The organism is Reinekea marina (genome assembly GCF_030409715.1).
In the GTDB taxonomy this organism is placed as follows: Bacteria; Pseudomonadota; Gammaproteobacteria; order Pseudomonadales; family Natronospirillaceae; genus Reinekea; species Reinekea marina.
This window is the reverse complement of the sequence record NZ_JAUFQI010000001.1, coordinates 1,459,672-1,481,369: the sequence shown is the minus strand read 5'-3', so window position 1 is coordinate 1,481,369 and position 21,698 is coordinate 1,459,672. Positions and strand designations below refer to the sequence as shown.

Annotated in this window: 28 protein-coding genes and 3 tRNA genes; 11 read left to right on the top strand and 20 right to left on the bottom strand. The window is 43.6% G+C overall.

The genetic code is table 11. From position 1 onward, the window contains the following. Window positions 1–73: 73 nt before the first annotated feature. Window positions 74–208 carry a hypothetical protein gene (locus QWZ13_RS07820; protein ID WP_290281255.1) on the bottom strand — a complete coding sequence of 45 codons (135 nt, stop codon included), beginning with the start codon at window positions 206–208 and terminating at the stop codon, window positions 74–76. A 67-nt stretch (window positions 209–275) separates the two neighbouring features. On the opposite strand from QWZ13_RS07820, the gene QWZ13_RS07815 reads away from it, so the two are divergent. Then, entirely contained in the window at window positions 276–776 is a 501-nt protein-coding gene (locus tag QWZ13_RS07815; protein WP_290281254.1) for a hypothetical protein, read from the top strand. Between the two features lie 70 nt (window positions 777–846). Here the strand turns inward: QWZ13_RS07815 and rplI are convergent, their stop codons facing one another. From rplI to QWZ13_RS07785, 6 genes are all read right to left on the bottom strand, one after another. Continuing rightward, the gene (gene rplI / locus QWZ13_RS07810) at window positions 847–1,296 is read right to left on the bottom strand and encodes a 50S ribosomal protein L9 (RefSeq protein WP_215998988.1); all 450 of its coding nucleotides are present in this window, start codon (window positions 1,294–1,296) and stop codon (window positions 847–849) included. A gap of 10 nt (window positions 1,297–1,306) precedes the next feature. Further along, a complete protein-coding gene (locus QWZ13_RS07805; protein ID WP_290281253.1) occupies window positions 1,307–2,161 on the bottom strand; it encodes a hypothetical protein in 855 nt (284 codons plus the stop codon). Between the two features lie 24 nt (window positions 2,162–2,185). Further along, entirely contained in the window at window positions 2,186–2,413 is a 228-nt protein-coding gene (gene rpsR / locus QWZ13_RS07800; protein ID WP_196157428.1) for a 30S ribosomal protein S18, read from the bottom strand. Window positions 2,414–2,427: 14 nt separating this feature from the next. Next, window positions 2,428–2,853 carry a 30S ribosomal protein S6 gene (rpsF, locus tag QWZ13_RS07795; protein ID WP_290281252.1) on the bottom strand — a complete coding sequence of 142 codons (426 nt, stop codon included), beginning with the start codon at window positions 2,851–2,853 and terminating at the stop codon, window positions 2,428–2,430. 103 nt (window positions 2,854–2,956) lie between these two features. Beyond that, on the bottom strand, window positions 2,957–3,103 hold the full coding sequence (locus QWZ13_RS07790; protein WP_290281250.1) for a hypothetical protein: 147 nt from the start codon (window positions 3,101–3,103) through the stop codon (window positions 2,957–2,959). Window positions 3,104–3,106: 3 nt separating this feature from the next. Next, entirely contained in the window at window positions 3,107–3,241 is a 135-nt protein-coding gene (locus QWZ13_RS07785; RefSeq protein ID WP_290281249.1) for a hypothetical protein, read from the bottom strand. Between the two features lie 80 nt (window positions 3,242–3,321). Here QWZ13_RS07785 and QWZ13_RS07780 point away from each other — a divergent pair, with 80 nt between their 5' ends. Then, a complete protein-coding gene (locus QWZ13_RS07780; RefSeq protein ID WP_290281248.1) occupies window positions 3,322–3,822 on the top strand; it encodes a PEP-CTERM sorting domain-containing protein in 501 nt (166 codons plus the stop codon). A 47-nt stretch (window positions 3,823–3,869) separates the two neighbouring features. Here the strand turns inward: QWZ13_RS07780 and QWZ13_RS07775 are convergent, their stop codons facing one another. From QWZ13_RS07775 to QWZ13_RS07765, 3 genes are all read right to left on the bottom strand, one after another. Further along, window positions 3,870–4,424, bottom strand: a complete 555-nt coding sequence (locus tag QWZ13_RS07775; RefSeq protein ID WP_290281247.1) for a fasciclin domain-containing protein — start codon at window positions 4,422–4,424, stop codon at window positions 3,870–3,872. Window positions 4,425–4,440: 16 nt separating this feature from the next. Next, a complete protein-coding gene (locus QWZ13_RS07770; RefSeq protein ID WP_290281246.1) occupies window positions 4,441–6,450 on the bottom strand; it encodes a M48 family metallopeptidase in 2,010 nt (669 codons plus the stop codon). Between the two features lie 76 nt (window positions 6,451–6,526). Next, complete coding sequence (locus QWZ13_RS07765; protein WP_290281245.1) at window positions 6,527–7,123, bottom strand: LemA family protein; 597 nt, start codon at window positions 7,121–7,123, stop codon at window positions 6,527–6,529. A gap of 245 nt (window positions 7,124–7,368) precedes the next feature. On the opposite strand from QWZ13_RS07765, the gene QWZ13_RS07760 reads away from it, so the two are divergent. The 5 genes from QWZ13_RS07760 (at window position 7,369) to QWZ13_RS07740 (ending at window position 9,803) form a co-directional block, all read left to right on the top strand. Continuing rightward, window positions 7,369–7,445: transfer RNA gene (locus tag QWZ13_RS07760), tRNA-Met, on the top strand. A gap of 8 nt (window positions 7,446–7,453) precedes the next feature. Continuing rightward, a tRNA-Gln gene (locus QWZ13_RS07755) sits at window positions 7,454–7,528 on the top strand. Between the two features lie 89 nt (window positions 7,529–7,617). After that, window positions 7,618–7,692: transfer RNA gene (locus QWZ13_RS07750), tRNA-Gln, on the top strand. 3 nt (window positions 7,693–7,695) lie between these two features. Beyond that, window positions 7,696–8,790, top strand: a complete 1,095-nt coding sequence (locus QWZ13_RS07745; RefSeq protein ID WP_290281244.1) for a sulfurtransferase — start codon at window positions 7,696–7,698, stop codon at window positions 8,788–8,790. Continuing rightward, entirely contained in the window at window positions 8,787–9,803 is a 1,017-nt protein-coding gene (locus QWZ13_RS07740; RefSeq protein ID WP_290281243.1) for a polysaccharide deacetylase family protein, read from the top strand. Before QWZ13_RS07745 ends, QWZ13_RS07740 begins: the two co-directional genes overlap by 4 nt. A gap of 23 nt (window positions 9,804–9,826) precedes the next feature. Here QWZ13_RS07740 and QWZ13_RS07735 read toward each other — a convergent pair whose 3' ends face one another. Then, window positions 9,827–10,219: a DUF2185 domain-containing protein gene (locus QWZ13_RS07735; protein WP_290281242.1), complete on the bottom strand. Its 393-nt coding sequence runs from the start codon at window positions 10,217–10,219 to the stop codon at window positions 9,827–9,829. 107 nt (window positions 10,220–10,326) lie between these two features. Here QWZ13_RS07735 and QWZ13_RS07730 point away from each other — a divergent pair, with 107 nt between their 5' ends. Beyond that, on the top strand, window positions 10,327–11,034 hold the full coding sequence (locus QWZ13_RS07730; RefSeq protein WP_290281241.1) for a glucosaminidase domain-containing protein: 708 nt from the start codon (window positions 10,327–10,329) through the stop codon (window positions 11,032–11,034). Between the two features lie 17 nt (window positions 11,035–11,051). Here the strand turns inward: QWZ13_RS07730 and QWZ13_RS07725 are convergent, their stop codons facing one another. From QWZ13_RS07725 to QWZ13_RS07710, 4 genes are all read right to left on the bottom strand, one after another. Further along, complete coding sequence (locus QWZ13_RS07725; protein WP_290281240.1) at window positions 11,052–11,762, bottom strand: DUF3581 domain-containing protein; 711 nt, start codon at window positions 11,760–11,762, stop codon at window positions 11,052–11,054. A gap of 125 nt (window positions 11,763–11,887) precedes the next feature. Further along, window positions 11,888–12,658 carry a DeoR family transcriptional regulator gene (locus QWZ13_RS07720; protein WP_290281239.1) on the bottom strand — a complete coding sequence of 257 codons (771 nt, stop codon included), beginning with the start codon at window positions 12,656–12,658 and terminating at the stop codon, window positions 11,888–11,890. A gap of 27 nt (window positions 12,659–12,685) precedes the next feature. Further along, a complete protein-coding gene (locus tag QWZ13_RS07715; protein WP_290281238.1) occupies window positions 12,686–13,591 on the bottom strand; it encodes a hypothetical protein in 906 nt (301 codons plus the stop codon). 72 nt (window positions 13,592–13,663) lie between these two features. Beyond that, window positions 13,664–16,042: a 7TM diverse intracellular signaling domain-containing protein gene (locus QWZ13_RS07710; RefSeq protein ID WP_290281237.1), complete on the bottom strand. Its 2,379-nt coding sequence runs from the start codon at window positions 16,040–16,042 to the stop codon at window positions 13,664–13,666. 231 nt (window positions 16,043–16,273) lie between these two features. Here QWZ13_RS07710 and sodB point away from each other — a divergent pair, with 231 nt between their 5' ends. Further along, a complete protein-coding gene (gene sodB, locus QWZ13_RS07705) occupies window positions 16,274–16,855 on the top strand; it encodes a superoxide dismutase [Fe] (protein WP_290281236.1) in 582 nt (193 codons plus the stop codon). Between the two features lie 40 nt (window positions 16,856–16,895). Here sodB and QWZ13_RS07700 read toward each other — a convergent pair whose 3' ends face one another. Beyond that, a complete protein-coding gene (locus QWZ13_RS07700) occupies window positions 16,896–17,207 on the bottom strand; it encodes a YqcC family protein (protein WP_290281235.1) in 312 nt (103 codons plus the stop codon). 112 nt (window positions 17,208–17,319) lie between these two features. Here QWZ13_RS07700 and QWZ13_RS07695 point away from each other — a divergent pair, with 112 nt between their 5' ends. After that, window positions 17,320–18,348: a DUF3549 family protein gene (locus tag QWZ13_RS07695; protein WP_290281234.1), complete on the top strand. Its 1,029-nt coding sequence runs from the start codon at window positions 17,320–17,322 to the stop codon at window positions 18,346–18,348. Then, the gene (locus QWZ13_RS07690; protein ID WP_290281233.1) at window positions 18,338–18,718 is read left to right on the top strand and encodes a YchJ family protein; all 381 of its coding nucleotides are present in this window, start codon (window positions 18,338–18,340) and stop codon (window positions 18,716–18,718) included. The genes QWZ13_RS07695 and QWZ13_RS07690 overlap by 11 nt, the downstream gene beginning before the upstream one ends. Here the strand turns inward: QWZ13_RS07690 and QWZ13_RS07685 are convergent. The 4 genes from QWZ13_RS07685 to QWZ13_RS07670 all read right to left on the bottom strand — a co-directional run bounded on the left by QWZ13_RS07685 (window position 18,715) and on the right by QWZ13_RS07670 (window position 21,696). Beyond that, a complete protein-coding gene (locus QWZ13_RS07685) occupies window positions 18,715–19,725 on the bottom strand; it encodes a nucleoid-associated protein (RefSeq protein WP_290281232.1) in 1,011 nt (336 codons plus the stop codon). The two genes, QWZ13_RS07690 and QWZ13_RS07685, sit on opposite strands and share 4 nt — an antisense overlap. 81 nt (window positions 19,726–19,806) lie before the next feature. Beyond that, window positions 19,807–20,520 (bottom strand): SDR family NAD(P)-dependent oxidoreductase, encoded by a 714-nt coding sequence (locus QWZ13_RS07680; RefSeq protein WP_290281231.1) that lies wholly within the window; start codon window positions 20,518–20,520, stop codon window positions 19,807–19,809. 111 nt (window positions 20,521–20,631) lie between these two features. Continuing rightward, entirely contained in the window at window positions 20,632–21,234 is a 603-nt protein-coding gene (locus QWZ13_RS07675; protein ID WP_215998967.1) for a cytochrome c3 family protein, read from the bottom strand. A 9-nt stretch (window positions 21,235–21,243) separates the two neighbouring features. Next, a complete protein-coding gene (locus QWZ13_RS07670) occupies window positions 21,244–21,696 on the bottom strand; it encodes a nitrate reductase cytochrome c-type subunit (protein WP_215998966.1) in 453 nt (150 codons plus the stop codon). Window positions 21,697–21,698: the final 2 nt, after the last annotated feature.

The window sequence follows — 21,698 nt, the reverse complement described above, 5'->3', positions numbered from 1 at the left end:
ACCCAGAGTATATAAAATGGAGCAAGTTACCGTGAGCAGCCACCTATCGCGGTTAACGCTTACTTAAAGCTTTTCAAAGATAAGCAATATTTGTGAGGCTAACGGCAACCAAGGCTGTACTCGCAATTAGATTCAACACCGATACACATTTAAATTGGTCAATTTCTGTACTAAATACACTAAATAACCTAATGTTTAGGTGGCACAAAATAACAATAAGTCGTTTTTATTGTTAATTGCTCATCACGTCGTACTCATACGAACCGGAGGTTATTATGAAACGTCTTTACTACCTTACCGATAAAATAGAATTTGCCGAACACATCTCACAGGAGCTTACCAACAATGGTATAGATGCTCACCATATTCATGTATTAAGCAAAAATGAAGCAGGTGTGGTGACTCATCATTTGCACGGTCCCAATTTATTTGAAAGGAATGACTTTTTAAGGCGAGCCCTAATAGGCATGGTTACGGGTTTAATCGTAGCGATCGTCTCCATGTTTATCGCTAAATATTTACTGGGCTACAGTTTTACTGGACTGGCCCAATTTGCACTACTGCTACTTATTATGCTGTTTGGGACGTGGCTTGGTGGGTTCATTGGTTTCGCCACAGAAAACAAACACTTAAATCGATTTCACGACGAAATTGAAAAGGGTCGACACCTAATCATGATTGATGTTAAAGCAAACGAAGAACGCCTGGTTCATAAGATTGTAGAGCACCTAAATGAAGCTGACTTTAGTGGCGAAGATAAACATGTGTTGATTTAACTTTCTAATTTCACCAATCGAAAGACATAAAAAAAGCGCACCTAAGTGCGCTTTTTACAACCTAAATCGCTTATGCTTCAGCAACGACGATTAGGTGAATTTCTGATGTAACTTCTGGGTGAAGTTGCACTGCAATTTGGTATTCGCCAACTGCACGAATTGGGCCTTGAGGCATCTTAACTTCAGACTTCTCAATTTCAACGCCAGTTGCAGATACAAGATCAGCAACATCACGTGGACCAATCGAGCCGAAAAGCTTGCCTTCATCACCAGCATTCGCCGTCACAGTTAGCTCAACTTCAGCTAGCTGATCAGCACGCGCTTGTGCAGAAGCCAATTTTTCTTGCTCAGCTTTCATAAGCTCAGCACGACGATCTTCAAATAATTTTACGTTGTCAGCTGTTGCGACAACCGCTTTGCCTGTAGGGAAAAGGAAATTACGAGCAAAACCGCTTTTAACATTAACGGTATCGCCCAAAACGCCCATTTTACCAACTTTCTCAAGCAGGATAACTTCCATCTCGCTTACCTCATTCGTTGTTTGCCTGTGCGTCGTTTGGCAACCGCGATCGTAAATCGACCATGGCATCTATAATTGCCGCACAAACCAACACCGGTACAATGATTTGATTAAACAGTACTAGCCCGATATACATCGCCACTAACCACTGCCCACCTAATTTTGTTTTTGCAATCACCCCATGAACTAACGCAATACCTGCGAAAATCAATGGAATTCCAAACAGCATTACTGCTGCAGGTTCTGTGAACCACGATATCGCGATCACTCCAACCAATACAGCCACTTCTTGCCGGCTAAATCGCAAGTTATGCAATTCAGCGCGAAAACCACCTGGGTTATATAAACCCGCCTGCCAATAGCGACCTAACAACAGCATCAAATAGGATTCAAGCAACATCGACGTTAATATCAAGTACCCAGCAATTGACTTGGAACTCTCTATTAACTGCCACAAGGGTAAACTGGTGTCTCCCCCTGTTAAGGCGTCTTGCACGATATCCATGATGCTGCTGATTTGCTCTGAAAACATGATTTGTAGGCCATTGGCTAACAAAAATGCGGTAACAGAGCCCGCCAGCAGCGTAACACTCCACCTTTGCGTCGATCTAAGCACCAAAGCTAAAATCGTGACAAAAGGCAGCGCTAACAAAGGCAAAGGAATCCCTGACATTTGCCAAGAAATCATAGCGCCAACCATGGCCGCCGCTAAAATGCGCGTGCCTTGAGTAGTGCCATACCTTAAAGTCGTTAACGCAACCAATGCTGCGCTTAGCGCATACAACATTGGAATTGCAGCAAATAATGCTGCGAGAATGCCAGTGTGCAATGGGCTTTTCATCGCAAAGCGAGCAAGTCCTAGCACAATAACAACCTCCTCTTACTCAGATTACTTATGTGAATCTGTGTAAGACAACAAAGCAAGGTAGCGAGCGCGCTTGATGGCAGTAGCCAATTGACGCTGATATTTCGCACTAGTACCAGTAATACGACTAGGTACAATCTTGCCAGTTTCAGTGATGTAACCTTTTAAAAGATCAACATCTTTGTAATCTATCTCTGTAATGCCTTCTGCAGTGAAGCGGCAGAACTTACGACGACGGAAAAAACGTGCCATAGTAATAGCTCCTATTATTCTTCAGAAGCTGAATTATCTTCAGCAACATCAGCGGTGGCTTCATCTTCAGCGCGCGGTGCACGAGCAGCGGCCTGAGCTTCATCTTTCAACTTTTTCGCTTCAACAGACTTCATCATAGGCGAAGCGTCAGTTACAGCGTCTTTACGACGAATAACCATGCTACGAACGATCGCATCATTGAAACGGAAAGTGCTCTTAAGGTCTTCGATAGTTTCATCAGAAACTTCTACGTTCATTAATACGTAGTGAGCCTTGTGAACGTTTTGAATTGGGAAACCTAACTGACGACGGCCCCAATCTTCTTTGCGGTGGATAGTACCGTTAGCATCTGTAACAACAGCTGTGTAACGATCTACCATTGCAGGTACTTGCTCTGACTGGTCAGGATGAACCAGTAGAACGATTTCGTAATGGCGCATAAATGCTCCTTCCGGGTTAACAACCTCCCGAGGCTACTATAAAGCACACTCAGTAAGGTAAGGAGTAACGTGTTCTAATTATTTAAAACACAGTGTTCTCTACTCAGTTCGAGCAGAGGGCGGGCAGTTTATAGAATTCAGGCCTTTTAGTAAAGGTAATTTCAGCGCCAACAAAGAAAAACACGACCAAATTAAACACAAGGCAAACAACCTGTTCAATTTCAAATAAATGTCGGTTTTTTTTACACATAGATCAACTAAACCAAACGATCACACACAGGGAAACTATTGAAACCATATAATTAACACAAAACAGCTGTCGAGTATTTTTACACATCACCACCCAAGGCCTATAACTTCGACCAAACCCATCAGATATAGCCTGCAAAACTACTACAACCTATCATTTTGGCATATTTAGTGCTTGCCTGAACGGTCAATAATTATCAAAGGATACTTTTTACACGCATGAAAGCACTTAAAGCACTCTTTTGCGTCACGCTTCTTTCAATAACCACATCTGCATTCAGTGGCGTTATTGTAGACACGGTAGATGTAAACAAAGACATCGGCCACTGGAGTTATACTAAGTACGTCCATGATCTTTCTGATCATGATTTCATTTTAGGTAGCGCTATCTCTGGTTCATTAGCCATTAGCATCCAAGACGATAACGACAAGTATTTCGAAAAAGCATTTTTTATTATCGAAAAACTAGATTTTGACTCTGAAGGCTGGACGTATGGCCAAAGCTACTATGATGACGAATTAGGCATCAACGCTATAGGCGAGTTAAACAAAGACGGTCAATTACGAATTAAGATTGCATCTATTTGGGGTGATTTTAAAGTCGGCACTTCCGTACTGACTGTAATTACTGAAGTTCCAGAGCCCGCTTCTTTAGCATTATTTACGCTTGGCATTGCATCGCTGTTCGGGTTACGAAGAAGAAAGAACATAACTGCATAACAAAAAAAAGCGACCCTAGGGTCGCTTTTTTTGCTATTAGCTCTGCACTACTTGGTGATCACTGAATCGATTACGTGAATCACACCGTTAGAAGTCTCGATATCTGTCGCGATGACTTTCGCACCATTCACAAACACTTCACCACCGCTCACTTTAATATTAAGAACTCGACCAGTAATGGTGACCGCTTGATAAATACCAACGACATCCGCAGCCATTTTCTTACCAGCAATTACATGTAAACCTAGCACTTCTGTTAAAGCTTCTTCATCGGCTACCAATGCATTCAGTGTTTCACTTGGGATTTTTGCAAACGCCTCATCATTCGGAGCGAAGACAGTGAATGGACCGTCTTCTTTCAATTTATCCACTAAGTCGGCCGCCTGAACTGCGGTGACTAAGGTTGTAAAACTGCCTGCGGCTACCGCCGTATCGACGATATCATTTTTACTCATATGACCATCGGCGAAAGAAGCCGTAGAAAAAGTCAAAGAGACTGCAAGTAAGGCTGAAGATAATAAAGTTAATGTTTTCATTGCGTAAGTCCTATCGTTCTTGTTGGGTTCGGGAGTTATACGACCCCACCAAAAGAAACGGATCAAAATTTTTCAATAAAAATTAAACTTTATACTCAATAGCCCCTAACTCTACAGATGAAACATCGGACAATTCCATCACTAATGGCGGTAGAGGGCACGCTAAACATTCGGCCAATACCCTTAACGCTTCATATTCACGAAAAGCAATCTGTCCATTAGATTCAACAATATCGGCACATGCTTGCAGAATATTCTTACGCCACATAAAACTAACATTGTCTAACTTATCTAACGCGACTGCCACTGTGTCAAAACCGATTGGTTCAACGAGCTCTTTTTGTTGATAATTAATCTGATAACGCGCGCATACACGCTCGCGCATCTGCTCTGCTTTTTCTTTATTAGGATTTAACTCTACCAATGCACGAAACAAAACATCGAGCTCAGTTTTATAACCATCAATTTTTGAACTTAAGTGTTTATGTTGTTTTGCCGAGCCGGGCATTAATCGAAGTTTGGTGAGCGATAAGGTCACCCACTCAACAAAATCGACTCGCCCATCCAGTGTAACCAATTGCTCCAAGCGATCTATAAAAACAAGTTGCTCTTGCTCAGTCATCCGCTTCAATACGGGCATAGACATTTCTAGCAAAGGAAGCCTAAGTTGTTCGTCCATATCCCGAGCAAAAGGCCACATCTTTTGCAATGTATCCACTACTTCAGGGTCTAGCTGTTTTATCTCATTTAAAATGGCCTGTTGCTTACCTTGACTTCCCAGTAGTACCTGGCAATAAATATAACTGCGCGCGCCTGTGCTTTGATGCACCCAAATTTTCACCTGCTCTGGAATGTGTCGATGCATATTACGAGCGTACTCAACATGATCGGGGGTCACCTGACCGACCATCGTTGCAAAGCTTGCTGCAGCCATAGTCGATTCGAACACGTCAGGGGCAGATCTAGAAATACTTTCTTGAGCCGTTTCTTCTTTGCGCCGCTTTGCTCTATAGCGCGCAAAAAATGTAGCATCAATGCGCTTTATGCGATCTGGAATAGGAGGGTGAGTAGAAAGTTTTTGCGATAAAGAAACAGATTCGCCAAAGCAAAAGTGCGACATATCTTCCGCGTGCTTGTGATTCAGTAATGAACCATCCGTCGCTTTTTGAATTTCATACAGGGCGCCCGCTATGCCATCTGGATTTCGTGTAAATTGAACTGAACTTGCATCGGCTAAATATTCCCTTTGCCGTGACACAGCGGCTTTAATCATTCGCCCAACTAATACGCCAATATACCCCACCAGCATCAACGCAGCGCCTACGCCTATAAACGCAATTTGAGACTTACTATTATCGCGAGAACGCCCAGAATACAAACTAGACTCCAAAAAGAAGCGACCGACCTGCCCCAATAAAATCAGCCCACCTAAAGAGGCCATAAGCCGAATATTAAGGCGCATATCACCATTTAAAATATGCGAGTATTCATGGCCAATGACACCTTGAAGCTGATCACGCGTCAATTGAGTTAATGCACCCTTAGTCACCACCATCACGGCCTGATCGACCTGATACCCCGCTACAAACGCATTAATGCCCTGCTCGTTTTCCATAACGTAAAGCTCAGGTATGGGCATACCTGCAGCAATGGCCATTTCTTCACTGACGTTTACATAGGTGGTTACATCATCATCTTTAGCTAATTTAGACACGGGCGTGGCACCGGCCCACTCGGCTACCTTTCGGCCGCCGCCCTGAAGCTCTAGAAAGCGAAAAACGGTACCCATTAGCACAACGACAAGCACACCAACCGATACTTGCCAGTTTAAATTCGACTGCCACCAGCGCTGAAATGCCTGCCCAAAACCGCTTTCACTAACGGTTAGGTTTACTTGCGCAGGGGTTGGTTGGTTCATGACATTCGGTAACGTCACGCTCATCACATTCACGTCAGGAGACGTAATAAGCCAAAAAGCAACAAAGCCCACTAAATTAACAGCCACCAATGTGGCTAACAGCCCTAAGCAGAATAATAATACCAATTGCCCGGTTTTTTTACGGGCTTTATCTTGATGTTCGAAAAAGTCCATCGTATCCCTACACCACAATACTCGTTAGGCTAACCGACATTATTGGTTAGCCCATACATTAGTAGAAGCTTGCTAACTAGAATGAAACTTTGGGGGCTTGTTTTGCTTCTGGGTTCTCCAGCTCAAACATGGCTGCATCTTTAAACCCGCTAACATTAGCAATTATGTTATTAGGGAAAGACTCTTTATAAGTTTGAAAATTCATGACCCCGTCGTTATAAGCCTGACGTGCAAAGGCCACTTTATTCTCGGTACTTTCTAAGCTTTCCATTAAATCAGCCATAGTCGCATCGGCTTTTAAATCAGGATAATCTTCAGACACTGCAAACAAACGGCCCAATGCACCTGAAAGCATACCTTCTGCCTGTGAAAGTTTACCCATCAAGGAGCCATCGCTTGGATCTGCTGAGGCGGCCTTTTGAGCAGAAACAGCCTGGTTTCGCGCAGAAATAACGCCTTCAAGCGTCTCTTTTTCATGCGCTAAGTATGTCTTAGCCGTTTCAACCAAGTTTGGGATCAAATCGTGACGTCGCTGTAACTGAACGTCTATTTGAGAAAACGCATTTTTAACACGGTTGCGCAACGCAACTAGCTTGTTATAAATGGAAACAAAAAAGACCACCAACAAAATTGGCAAGCCCCAAGTTATAATTGTACCTATCGAAATATCCATACTATTCCCTCAATAATCGTCTTAATAACTCACTCAATGGAGTCAATGTTAAAAAGTGTATCAGCAAAGACTAATAGCGTCTCTAATTGGCCTAATAAGTGTGACTTCTGACTAATGAACCAAAACTGAGCAATTATTCAACCATATAGACACAAAATTATCTAAGCTATTGAAATACCTTAAAAAAATTAAATTCATTAGTTGACAGCCATTAAAATCTAAGGATAATACGCGTCCGTTGTTGAGGCTATATAGCTCAGTTGGTTAGAGCACAGCATTCATAATGCTGGGGTCGCTGGTTCAAGTCCAGCTATAGCCACCAATTACTACTGGTCCGTCGCCAAGCGGTAAGGCACCGGGTTTTGATCCCGTCATTCGCAGGTTCGATCCCTGCCGGACCAGCCATTTTCTATCAAGGCTTGAGAAATGCATCATTTTTCTCTAACCTTCACCCTGCTAGGGTTATTTCCTAGCCATTGCAACACTCTCTATAATGGTCCGTCGCCAAGCGGTAAGGCACCGGGTTTTGATCCCGTCATTCGCAGGTTCGATCCCTGCCGGACCAGCCATTTTTGAGACAGCGCCACTTTAGCGTCAGCCTAGTCGTTTCACCCATCCTTTCAGCACTTTATATTTCTATTACTTTCTCTATTGCTGCTAAAAGAAACACTCAAAATTTCAACGACTTTCATCGCCTACGCTCCAAAAGCCCATTGACGGTTGTTACTTTAAACCACGTGTTGAATGTCGCAGTTTTAAGGTTTCACACTTACCTCTCTGCGCCTGTCGGGTTATTATCAAGATTACAACGAACACTGAATAAGCGAGTTATCATGTCACCTTTAATCAGCGTCACCCACTTTTTTGAGCTTTCAAAATCTAGCGACAATTTAATAATTTTGGATTGCCGTTCAGATCTTTCCGACCGCGCAAATGCCGTTAAACTCTATAACGAAGGGCATATTCTCAACGCCTTACACGCACATTTAGAAGATGACCTATCCGGACCGATCATTACTGGAAAAACGAGCCGTCACCCGCTGCCTTCAAAAGAAAACTGGCAAGCAACCCTTCAACGTTGGGGCGTTGAAAAAAGCTCAACGGTGGTTGTATACGATCAAAGCAATAATATGTTTTCGGCTCGCGCTTGGTGGATGTTGAGATGGGCTGGTATTACAAATGTTTTGGTTCTGGATGGCGGTTTGAACGCCTGGCTCAACGCTGGCCACCCTATTTCTACTCTAGCGCCTAGCCCATCACCATCGTCGATTCAAATTGAACTTGCCAATTGGGTCATTACGGCCGAAGACATTCCTAGCTTGCAAGCACAAATGTTAGATGCACGAGCTTTACCTCGTTATGCCGGCGAAACTGAGCCGCTTGATGGCAAAGCTGGTCATATTCCGAGCGCACAGAATGCAGATTTTAGTAAAAACCTAACCTCTGAAGGTTTCTTTCAACCTAAAGAAGTTTTACATCAACGTTTCGCTCAATGCCGTGATGATGTGATCTGTTATTGCGGCTCTGGCGTTACGGCTTGTCACAACATATTAGCATTTGATATTGCTGGCCTTCCAATGCCCAAGCTCTATGCAGGTAGCTGGAGCGAGTGGATAACCGACCCAAATCGCCCTATCGCCACAGGAATAGAAGGGGAAGCATTATGAAACAATGGATATCTGCGCTGCTGTTAAGCACCTTCATGATGGCCGCATTTGGGCAAAATCATTTTAACGTGCTGGTTTACCACCATGTTTCGGAGTCTTCACCGGCCAGTACCTCTGTGAGTCCAGAACAGTTTCGAGAACACCTGGCCTTTTTTAAAAGCAACAATTACCCCGTTGTATCGCTCAAAGACGCGTTAGCTGCTATCGAGTCAGGGGATGCATTGCCTCAAAACGCGATCGCCATTACCTTTGATGACGCATACCGAAGCATTTACCTCAATGCATTCCCCTTATTAAAGGAATTTAACTACCCGTTTACCATCTTTGCGGCTACGGACCCCATAGATCAAAACTTTAATGACATGCTGAGCTGGGACCAGCTGCGTGAAATGAAGAAATGGGGGGCTGTCATTGCAAACCATACTCAAGATCATGCTTATCTCGTTCGGCACAGAAGTTTAGATGCAACATGGAAATTGCAGACTCGCCAGAATATCGAACACGCACAGCAGCGTTTAATTGACGAGCTTGGTTCAGATATACCGAAATGGTTAGCCTATCCATATGGTGAATTCAGTCAATCACTGCAAGATCTGCTCAGTGATATGGGGTATGTCGGTTTTGCTCAGCATTCTGGCGGCATCAATAAAGACAGCCCTAGAACGGCGCTGCCTCGATTTGCGGCCGCCGGCATCTATGCAAACACCAAAACACTGGCCACCAAAATTGAATCGTTGCCCATGCCGATCAGTGAAAGTGATCTGTCAGATATGCTAACCGACGATTCGCAACCTTTGTTTCGGGCGAGCATTACCAACATGGACGATATGAGCCGAGTATTGAACTGCTTTGTCGATGGTAGCTGGCATGAAGTTAAGTGGACAGGAACGCAAAGTTTTGAATTAGTCAGTGAACAGCCGTTAAGCCCTGGTCGGCATCGTTATAACTGTACGGCGAAAAGTAAATCGATGAATGCGTATTATTGGTATTCGAAGCCATGGCTCATTCAATAACAGAATGAGCCATATAGGTTGGTTTAATCGGGTATCTCGTAATCGAGTACTTCGACCCAATCATTGCTCTCAGGTAGGCGCTCCCATACCGTGCCTACTTGGGACATTTCAACGAGTTCTGAAATAGTAGGATCTAAGCGCTCTAAACAATCAAGCGGAGCGACACAGGCCGCGTTTTCTTCCATCAGAAATTCGTCGGTTTCTAATCCGCTATAAAACCGGAAACCAGTGTCATTTACGTGCTGAGGATCTTCTTTATAGAAGAATCGTATCGGCATCGGACTTTCATTTAGAATCATGCTAGATGCTAAGCATAGGTGACCCGTTGACGATGATTCTGGGCGAAGTTCGTTAATCATACAAAGTAAAACCTTAATAACCGTAATACAAAAGGGCGGCGGATTATAAGTAAACAATTTGAAATTGCACCCCTGTTTTTTAGTTGATTTAAATTAACTTTAAAGCCACGTTGAAAATCAATCAGTTAGGCGTGTTATTTTTTGTAACTATTCTGGAGAAAAAGATGAAGCATTGGTGTGCCGTTATTTTATTTACCTTACTTTCAGCCCCCTTAATAGGCTGGCAACTAAGTAAGCAGTCACTCACTGCCGACAGCCCAAGTGATGGCTTAAGTGATGATCAAATAAACTGGTTAAATCGCCTTTCTTCTTTGGTCGAAGCTGAAAATAAGCAGCTAGAATCCCACTGGAGCAAAGCCCATTCAATGCTTGGAAACTCAGTTTTACAACAGCAAAATGGAACCTGGCTTTTAAACAAGATGCATCGCTATGGCATGTGGAAAAACGGTGTTCCAACAAAGATATCCGATGACAGCATAAAAGAATTGTTAAAGCTCATGGCGCCAGTTGCGCCAAGCATTGTACTAGCTCAGGCCATTCACAGCAGTGATTGGGGCCGCACACCGCAAGCTAGGGTCGCCAATAACCTGTTTAACATAAGGTGCTATACACCTGAATGTGGCCTGTTAGATAATCAGCTAACCGCCCATACGCAATGGAAGATATTTAATCACCCATCGGCTTCTGTGCGCTGGTATTTAGAAAAGGGTCTAACCGGAGCGGAATTTTCTGAATTTAGATCCGATCGCTTTAAAATGTTGATGCGAGGCGCAAATATGCCAGGACAATGGTTCAAACCCACCTTACCAAAACACATTCACACCACCATTGAGGAATACCAGCTGAATTACTGGGATACGGTTTCACAATAAAATGAAACGTCCGAAGCCTAAGCGGATCGATAGTCCGCCTTTAACTGATTGAAGTTGGCGACCACTTCATCCATTAAGGCTTTATCAAAAGGTTGAATACCACTGACAATGAGTTTTTTATCCCCTTTACCAACAATGCGATCTCCATCTTTAATCGCAAAAATGAAGTGGACATCACCACGTTTGCCATTGACTTCTAATGTGGAATCGACCAATTCAAGGGAGGGTTGAGCAATATCAAGCGTATCTAAATTAAAAGACATACTCTCGTATATCACCAAAGGGCGCTTAGGGTTAAACATCACCTGATGTTTATCAAGTAATGGCACTAATATGTATGGAAAATTCTGACCTGAAAATTCAACGTAATTCCTGACGAACTCGCTAATGAGCGCTTCGTTTTCTGTGACCGCCCCCGAATGCTCAATAGTCGTATAGAGCTTATCGTTTTCATCTTTCAGCTCTATAGTACCGGCCGCTTTGTTTGGAAAAACGATGGGTAAATCACGACCCACCATGCCCGAGAAAGATACTTTCATATTTTGACTGAGACCGTACTTGGAAAGAGATATTGCAAACAGCAAATCTCCTGGTACGCAAAACCGCTTAGCGTCGGGATCGTGAATCGGATTAAAATCACCCGCAATTTCTTTCGCAAAACGACTGGCTTGCTCAGCCGAAATGATAACTTTTTGGCCTTTTGCGGTATGAAACTCATCTAAAAACACACTTAACCCCTTCTAAAACAATAATTGAACCGATTTTTGGTCACATAGGCACTATAGTGCCGAGCTCTGCAAGTTTATAAAGGCAACAGGAAAGATAAGATTTGTGAATTTGAGTTAACGACCACTCAGCGGCAAACTTGCAACACCACATCATGCTCATTTAAAACTGAAACAATGTTGTCGCTTGGCACAAGATCTGTAAACAGCATATCGGCATCGGCCAAATTGCCTAATCGCACCATGGCTTTACGATCGAATTTGCTGTGATCTGCGGCTAAAAATACCTTGCGGCTATGCTCAATTATAGATTTTGCCACCCTAACTTCTCGATAATCAAAATCGAGCAAGGTACCGTCTTCGTCAATTGAGCTGATGCCGATGATGCCGTAATCAAGTTTGAATTGCTCAATAAAATCGAGAGTGGCTTCCCCTACAATTCCGCCATCTGTTGCCCTCACCTCACCACTGGTCACAATAACCCGAAAATCTTGCTTTTGGCTCATTATAGAAGCGACATGAAGACTGTTGGTGATGATTTGCAGACCCTTATGTTGCATAAGCGCTTGGGCAATAGTTTCGGTGGTCGTGCCGATGTTTATAAACACACTGGCATTGTCTGGGATATGGCGAGCTATGGTTGTTGCTATCGCAAGCTTTTCGCTATGGTTCATAATCTTTCGATCACCATAAGCGACATTTTCGGTAGAATTTATGGTTTTGGCTGCGCCATGCAAGCGGCGCAGCTTTTGAAGTTTGTCGAGCAATGTTAAATCGCGCCGAATGGTTTGCACCGTAACTCCGTACCGCGCCACCATGTCTTCAACCTTTACGGAACCTTCCGCTTCAACCCATCTAACGATGCTATGCTGGCGGCTGTTGAGGTCTTCGTTAATCAAGCATCACCTTTTACATTCACATTACAACTATTGACCCGAAGAAGGACCGGCGACTGCAGTGATTCGTGCATCGAGCGCTTCTATTTGTTTTGTGAGTGTCAGCAGGCGTTTGTTTGTTTCTAACCGTGAGGCACTGATTGAGCCTAAGTCGCCTTGCAGTTGCGACATCTGATTTGCAAACTGTGCATCATTGTCCGTGAGTAAACCCTGCTCAACTAGCAAGTTTTCTTGAGCAAAGCGTACACTCACTATTTGCTCTTCTAACTCTTCCAAAGACACGTTTGCAAGTTGGTCTTCGACACGTTGTACAGCCGACTGGGCTGAATTTAATTCTTGCTGTTGCTGGTCGAGCTGAGTCTTTAATTGGCCGATGACCTCCGTGCGAGCGTCTGCGTTGGATGAAAGCGTTGTCACAGTTGATTCCAAAGAACCTAACTGATCTTTTAGAGCCGAGAGTGTTTTATCTAAAGATTTCAACTGCGCTTGGTTGTCTTCAATCCAAGCCTTATTTCGTTTATTCGTCACATCCCATAGCTTTCGTATCTCTGACATTTGCAAATCAGCATCGCTTTTTATCGCTTTAAACTGAGCATTGATGGCTGTTTCATTCATCGCTACTGATTCATCTGTTTGCGTAAGGGACTGCTCTAAAAAAACAATGCGATCATCCGCAAGAGACAATCGCTCTTCGTAACTGGCGATAGTCTGATGGAGGCTATACTGCTGCAATGCCAGATAGGCAATAGCGATTCCCCCAATAATCACCCACACGGCATTTAGCCAAGAGTGGTTACTGGCGGGTTTAGATTGGGTCGAACGAGAAGTCTCTGCCTTTGGCTTTGATTCTGATGCACGAGGTGTGGTGCGCACACGGATATCATCACGATCAGGCACCATTCTAGGTAAATCATTCGTCGGTTTTGAATCTGGCATAGTACTCAACTCAATATTATTAATAAGTACTATTATCAGAGCTTATGCTCTGAAGGGCAACTGTTGATGCCCTCAGACTAACCACTCTTTCAATTTTTGCTCTAAATGATCTTTGCGTACAGGTTTGGAAATGAAATCCTGCATGCCGGCATCAAAACAACTTTGCCGATCGAGGTCACTGTCGTTTGCACTGACGGCTATGATGCATGTATTGGCCAGTTCATCTTGACGAGCTCGGATAACTTGCGCCGTTTCCTGACCACTTAATCCGGGCATCAAACAATCCATTAAAATAAGATCCACCGGCTCAAGAGCCAGACGCTGCAAGGCCTCCTCACCTGAACCCACGCTATAGGAGTTAACGCCAATTTTCTTTAACATTCCCATAAGTATGCGTTGATTCACTTCGACATCATCTACTACCATTACCGATTTTTCGGCTAAATTAACCTCACCTTGCGCGCTTTGATTATCTAACATCCTTACCGGTGCTTCTAACGTAAATATGGCGCCACCGTCAGCTTTATTCGCCAGCGTTATTTGACCGTGTACAACGCGCACAAGATTTTTACAAATAAATAACCCAGAGGATTCCTCGGTCCATTTATCACCACTGTCTTCTTGAACGAACCAAGCTAAAATGTCTTCAGGTACGCCACTGCCCTGATCTTCAATTGAGCAACGTAAGGTGGGTGATGCTTCATTACCAGCTACATCTATCTTGACTCTGACGGTTCCTGCTTCGGTTGTATTAAAGGCATTTTCTAAAGCTATCCGAATAATTTTACGAATATGGAACCAATCTAAATCTAAGTATTGAGGCACTTCGGAAGCTACAGCACATTCAACTCGCTTTTCGGTACTGGTAAGGTGCTCGCTCCACGCTCGCATCAAACGATTGATTTCATTACGCACATTTGTTTTTTGATAAATGGGTCTTAAGTCGCCAGCGACAATCTGTGAGTAAGTCAATAAGTTATCGATTTGATAAAACAGTTCAGTTGCCGATTTATCAGCACCTATTACGTGTGTCGTGACACTATTATCTTTACTGTCTTCTAAATCTTCTTTCAATAATTGAATGTAACTCAAAAGTGCATGAATAGGCGTTTTAAGTTGATGGCTACTAGAGCGAAGGAAAGAGTCTTTCGCAGCCTCATTCCGAGCCGCCAGGTCTAAGGCCGCTTCAATTCGACGGAACGATTCAGCTTCTTGCTCGCTCGCTTTTTGTTCATTCATTCGAATTCGATAAGCCAATGCGAAAGAAAGTAAAATGGACTCTAATGTGACCCCTATTTCTCCGGCATGAAGCGAAATGAAATTCAAAGGCAGTGCACCTGCTATGGCTAAATTATAGGTCAACATACCAACGACCATAAATATCCAACTCAGTAAGAACAACCAAGAACCTGAACTTCCTTTGATTACAGCAATAATAGATAGTGTCGGCACCATTAATGTTAAAGCCAACATATAAAAGGTACTTAACTTCAAGGCCAGCGCTGGTGCCAGTGCGACAGCGATCACAATAAGCAATGGCGAATACGCAAACCAACGAAAGAAGCGGTCAAACTTCGGCAATATCTCGCTAATATTGAGGAAGTTTCGCGTAAATGCAAAAGCACCAAATAGAAATAGCCCTATAAATAAGTAACCTAAGTTGTTTTGTAAGGTGGCCGAGTTATACCAAAGGTATTTATAGCCCGTGCCACTTGAAAACACTAAAAACATAAAAATGCTGGCTAAATAAAGGGTGTACCAGCCGTAAGAGCTGATGCGCGTGCCTAAATACAAAAAACCATTGTACAGCGTCATCGCAATCATGATGCCAAACAACAGATATACGAAGGTTACTTCAAATAAAATGGCCTCAAGTAAGCTGCTAAGCTCACCGATCTCAATTGGAACCGCTAGCGGAGACTTCCCATAAATTTCAACCAAATAGGTTTGATTAGGGCGGTTTTCAAGCGGTAGTAAGAAATTCCGAATGGAAATACCGCGACTTTCAAATAATCTTGCATCCCCCGTTTCTTGTATTAACTGAATATTGATTTCGCCGGAAGAATCTCGGTTAACTTGATAAAGGTTGATGTAGTCTGTGACAGGGTTCCCTAGCTCTAACCAAATATTCTCGGCATCGCTATTAGCCTCTGTAAAGTCAACTGACAACCACAAATGGCTTTTTGTTTCGCCATAGCTTAGCCAACCTTCTACGGGTTCAAAGCTGGCGGATTTTTGAGCAACCTCTAGAGCCGTCATTTCGCCACTTGTGTCTTCGTACAAGCCAAGCCATTTGAAATTATTGATTAATTCTACTCTACTTTGAGCGGAAACATTGGCGCTCGCTACCATTAAAAATAGCGAAACACACATTAACTTGGCCATCAAACTGAAAAGATAACCTGCCTTTACTGCATTATTTGAATAATAAATCATGTGCACGGTAACCATATTTAGTTTTATAACTGTAGCTGAGAACTCATTCGTGTCCAACGCTGATAGAAAATTTTTTTTGGTGGGATTTGTACACAAAAGCGAAAAATTTACCCTTAATCTCCGCAAGTCACACTTTCTCGGGGTGTATAACCCATACAGTTATCTTATACTTGGCTTGAAATTAAACGCATCCGCCCTAATATTAGGGTGAGCAACAAATACAACCTATAACAAGGGAGAGCACCGATGGCTTTTGAATTGCCAGAACTACCTTATGCGATTGACGCATTAGCACCGCACATTTCAGCTGAAACACTTGAGTTTCACCACGGCAAACACCATGCAACCTACGTAACTAAGTTAAATGGTCTTATTCCGGGCACAGAGTTTGAAGGCAAAAGCTTAGAAGACATCATTAAATCGTCTTCTGGTGGCGTATTCAACAATGCAGCTCAGATTTGGAACCACACTTTTTACTGGAACAGCCTAAGCCCTAACGGTGGCAGCGAACCAACAGGTGCATTAGCTGATGCCATTAACGCTAAATGGGGCAGCTTTGCTGACTTCCAAGCCGCGTTTAATGACAAGGCTGTTAACAATTTCGGTTCTAGCTGGACTTGGTTAGTGAAAAACGCTGACGGTTCTTTAGATATCGTCAACACCAGCAATGCCGGCACGCCTATCACTGGTGACCAAACGCCTTTAATTACGGTTGATTTGTGGGAACACGCTTACTACATTGATTTCCGCAATCTACGTCCTAAATACCTAGAAGCATTCTGGGCGTTAGCGAACTGGGAGTTTGCAGCAGAGAACTTTGCTAAGTAATTGCAATTTCTCACCAAGAAGCCCGCGACAGCGGGCTTTTTTATGCCATTTTTTTATCGAGCTGACCAATCAGATCCACTAACCTTGGGCTGCTCACACCATCGGCTTTCAGTGCTTCTTCAGCATAAGGCTGCACATGAGCACCCTTCGGAAGCGGCAAATGAGCATCTACCAACGCATTTAGCCGTGCGATGTATATCCACTGCAACCATTCATACAGAGTGAGCGTGTCCATGCAAAATGGTAATTCACTGGCCAGCCTTTCTGGTTCTGGGGCAAGCGTTTGCCACTGATTTAGCCGCATCAATTCATCCTGCAGCTCACATAAGATTGATTTAACCTCTGCCGTCACTTTTTTTTACCTTACAACACCAAATTCTTAGGGGAAAATAGTACCTTAAACTTGGTGTGATCACAGTGAGTAGCGTAAAATACCTGTTTTTATTCTATGAGAAGGTCGTTCCATGACTGAGCCTAGTTTAGCGGGTTTCCTTGAACTCACTGGCGCAAAATTTTCCTGCTTCGATTTAAGTGTGCAGCTCAAAAAGCTACCGAAAAGCACTCTCGCTGATTTAGACGCGGGTAAGCCCTACTCTACTCCACACCTAAATTTTGCTTGGCTAGTTATATTACTGTGGAACCCAGAAAATAAAGACCAAAATAGTTTTTGGTTTCTCAAGTTACCACTTGATGAACAAGGTCAACTCAGCCCAGGAGTACACAGCGATTTGGTAAACCGTCTGTATCGGTCTGTACAAACACAAGATGAAAAAGAGCGACAGCGATTATTAACCGATCACCCGTACCAATTTTCACCCAACGAAGAAAAGAAAGCGGCTTTACATGCGCAGGCCAGTAAATTGCTGGCAAGCAAATCTAGCCAATTTTATGCGCCTGCCCTTGAGTTTTACACCGATGCAAACAGCCCACTGCAATGGCAGGCTCTGGGGTTACAGGGTATTTCCGATTTACTCGTGCGCCTTGATTCTGCCCAAGAGCAGGCCTTAATAAAGCAAATCCCACACTTGGACAGCGAACCATTTATAGCCTTAATGAATCAGATGGAGCACACAACACCGAGCACTCAACTTGTTGAGGCTGTTTTGAGTCGCTCTTCTATTTACACCCAAACTTCCGAGATGATCGCCGCCATTAGAGGGGTCTCACAAGCTAAAGCCAACAAGATGGTTCGCCCATTAATTGATCAAGGCTTGAAGTTTTTCGCGAATCAACTCGAACTGCTGTTAGCGATTATCACCCGTTACCCTCATTGGATGACCGATGTACAGTTTTCGGTGCCGGTGTTGGATCAATTAGCTCAATCAACTGATCAAGATGGCTTTCAAAAAATCATTCACCATTTGGCTATTTTGCCCGGCCTGCAAGGTATTGTTATGTCTCTTTTGGGTGCGCCTAACATTACGCCAGCCCTAGCCAATGCCCTGAGCATTATTATTCAACAACATAGAGTGCAAAAGTCTCATGTCCACTAATCATTGCCCTTGCGGAAGTGGAGAGCTGTATTCGATGTGCTGTGATCGCTATCACCACCAGGGAATGCTGCCAAAAACTGTAGAAGCTTTAATGCGCTCTCGATATAGCGCTTATGTTGTAGGTAATGCTGACTATGTGATGAAGACTTGGCTTAAAGAGCACCGCCCTGAGTTAAGCCGAAACGAGCTTTTAACCACCAAATGGATTCGTCTTGAGGTTATTTCTGCAAAGCAAGGGTTGAAGATAGGCTTTGTTGAGTTTAAAGCTTATTTTGAAGACGGAGATAAGGAGCGCTGCTTGCATGAGCACTCCTCTTTTCGAAAAATCAAGAATCGTTGGTTTTACGACCAAGCCGTAGACGAAGCTTAAAAATCTCCGGCTTCATTTAGCGCTTTTAATTGTTTAAGCAAGGTTGCAGGTAATTGTTTAATCACCAAATGCTCTTTTTCGGCATCAAACTCAATGGCGTTGCCGAGCGTATCATTGTTGAAACTGATCGACACTTCCTTGCTTTTACCGCTAAAGCGTATGAATTTTTTCAAGCTTTTTTGATCAGGTATAAAGTGCTCTTTAATGTCGGGCTTTTTCTCAAGTATAAAGCTCGATAACGAATCAGCGGCTGTGCTTTGGGTGTCATTCACCAGTTCATCTGAGATCGCCTGATAGGCCACCGTTTCACCGGCTTTAGATTGCTCGACACAAAACTCTGCCGCCTTCTTCTGATACGCCGCGCCCTTCTCTTTTGGCATGGTATCACTGAAGGCTTTCACAACGTCCATAAACACCTTCGTGTCTTGTGTTGGGCTTACCGTTTCTGTAAAACCAATATAATTGCATAACCCGGCTTGAAGTGCGCGATCACCAAACCCAAAGCTGACGGTAATGTATTTTTCAACACTGTCATCGGCCATATCCGATAAATTGATCTGTGCAGCAAAGCCGAGCTTACTAAAATCAATCACGCTGTTGCCATCGATGCCTAAGCTATCGGTAACGCTGAGCTCATCTTTGCTTTTAAACTGACATAACCAAAAAAACTCACCCTGCTCCAATGCTTCCTGAACCACCAGCCAATACCCTTGAGTAGATAATGACTCATCTTTGATCAGGCTCGCAAACGACTCCATAATTTGATGGCTCGCCTCTACAAAAGGTGTCTTACCGTCACTAACGTTACGAATGGCTTGGCTAATGGCACGACCCGTCTCATCAAACTGTCCATACTGCTTACTGCTACGGCCGTAAAATGAAGACTTAATTCGATAGACTAAATCTTCGACAGACTCGTTTAACGCCAGCTCTTGATCGTTTAAGTGAATATCAACATGGCTTTCGTTAATGGTTAGTCCGTGTACAACCGCATGTTTTATGGGCATATTTGCTCCTGAGGGCATCAATCAATGGTCAATGTTAAGTGGCGCTATTGTAGCTGGGTTCGTTGGTTTTTAAACGTTTCTTTAGCCAGAAACATCATAAACTTGCCCGGCTTCGAGCTTGCCAGATAACACTGCAGCTATATTGCCGGCAACCGTGGCTGGGCTAGCCAATTGCCCCGTTTCATGGGCTTGCTTAAACCAATCTACGTTTGAAAATTGTGCTTCGCTCGAGCTGCGAATAGTGGCTTGCATTTGAGTATCCATAATACCGGGGTTCAAAATAACCGGTGTTATCGGATTCGATTTCGAGCTCTGCTCTTGCGCGACCACGCGAATAAAATGCTCAACACCAGCTTTAGTAGCGCTGTACAAACTCCAGCCTTCAATGACGGACGTAGCCGCACCCGAGGAGACAAAGGCAATATTTTTGGGTGCTTCAACGGCTTGAAAATGCGTTTGAAAGCGGCCCATTATAGAAATGGGCAATGTTAAATTGACTTCTATATTTTGCCACCACTGCTTGGGTTCACTCATCGCAAGCTCGCCAATTGGCCCGATTTGCGCCGCGTTGATGATCAATACAATTTCCTGCCAAGGCTGTTTAGCAAGCTGAGCAAACTGTAGGTCGATGGTATCTATGGCCGTCTCTTTACGAGACATATCTAAGAAAACATGTTCCGGTTGCTGACCGCTACGACTGAACTCAACTATGTCATAGTCCAAATTTTTATAGTGGCTATAAAGCGCCTCACCTAACCCTGCAGAGCCGCCAACAAGTAGTAATAATTTTTTCATTTTATGCTGCCAATTAATAATATGAGCCGCACTTTATCACAGGCCATAAAAAACCCAAGCCTGAGCCAATCAGAACTTGGGTTATTAACAACTCTCTAACAAACGTTTAGATTACTCCCAGCCCGGAACACCCGTCATATCTGGTAGTTGATGCGCGATGCCTTTGTGGCAATCAATACAGGTTTTTTCACCTGTGGCTAGCGCTGTACTATGCTGATCAGAGGCTCTTGGGCTTTGGGCGGTAAAATCCATTGCATCAAATTCATGGCAATTACGGCACTCCAGTGAATCGTTTGCTTTGAATCTAGCCCATTCGTGTTCTGCCAACTCACGTCGTTTATCTAAGAACTTTTCACGCGTATTGATGGTGCCAAAAATCTTGCCCCACACCTCTTTAGACGCTTGCATTTTACGAGCTATTTTATAAGTCCACTCATGCGGAACATGGCAATCTGAGCACATGGCTCTAACGCCCGAGCGATTCGAGAAATGAATGGTTTCTTTTAACTCAGCGTATGGATTATCGGCCATTTCATGACAGCTAATGCAAAACTCTTCGGTGTTGGCATATTCTAAGGCTGTGTTAAAACCTCCCCAGAAAATCACCCCCGCGATGAACCCGGCCAAGGTTAAAAAACCAAGAGAGTAATGCACTGAAGGCTTTGCTAATACCTGCCAAAAGCCAATTATGAATACTTTAAGTTTTTGCCACATAACCGCTCCTTAGTGGTTCTCACCAGATTGACGAATAATTTCATCCATACTGATAAACTCATTGTCTAACAGCGGTTTTACATCGAGTTGCGATGCATGGCACTGAGTACAAAAATATCTATTTGGAGATACATCAGCCAAAAAGTTTCCATCTCGGTTCATAAAATGCGTGACCGAAATCATGGGCGCTTGCGAGTCGGCTACGCGTTGGCGGTTATGACACGACAAACACTTATTCACGTTTAAGTCGATCTGGTAACCATTAATTTTATGAGGCACGGTGGGTGGCGCCATTGGATAATCACGCGTTCTACGTAAGTCGTCGTTTTGTTCTTTTGCCATTCGAGGTGCATCATTGTTGTCTAACAACTCGGCTGGTCCTCGTAGAGTAGAGACTTCATTGTCGGCCACAGCGAGGCTTGCAAACAAAACCAGTGACACTAAGGTTGCTAATATCTTCATTT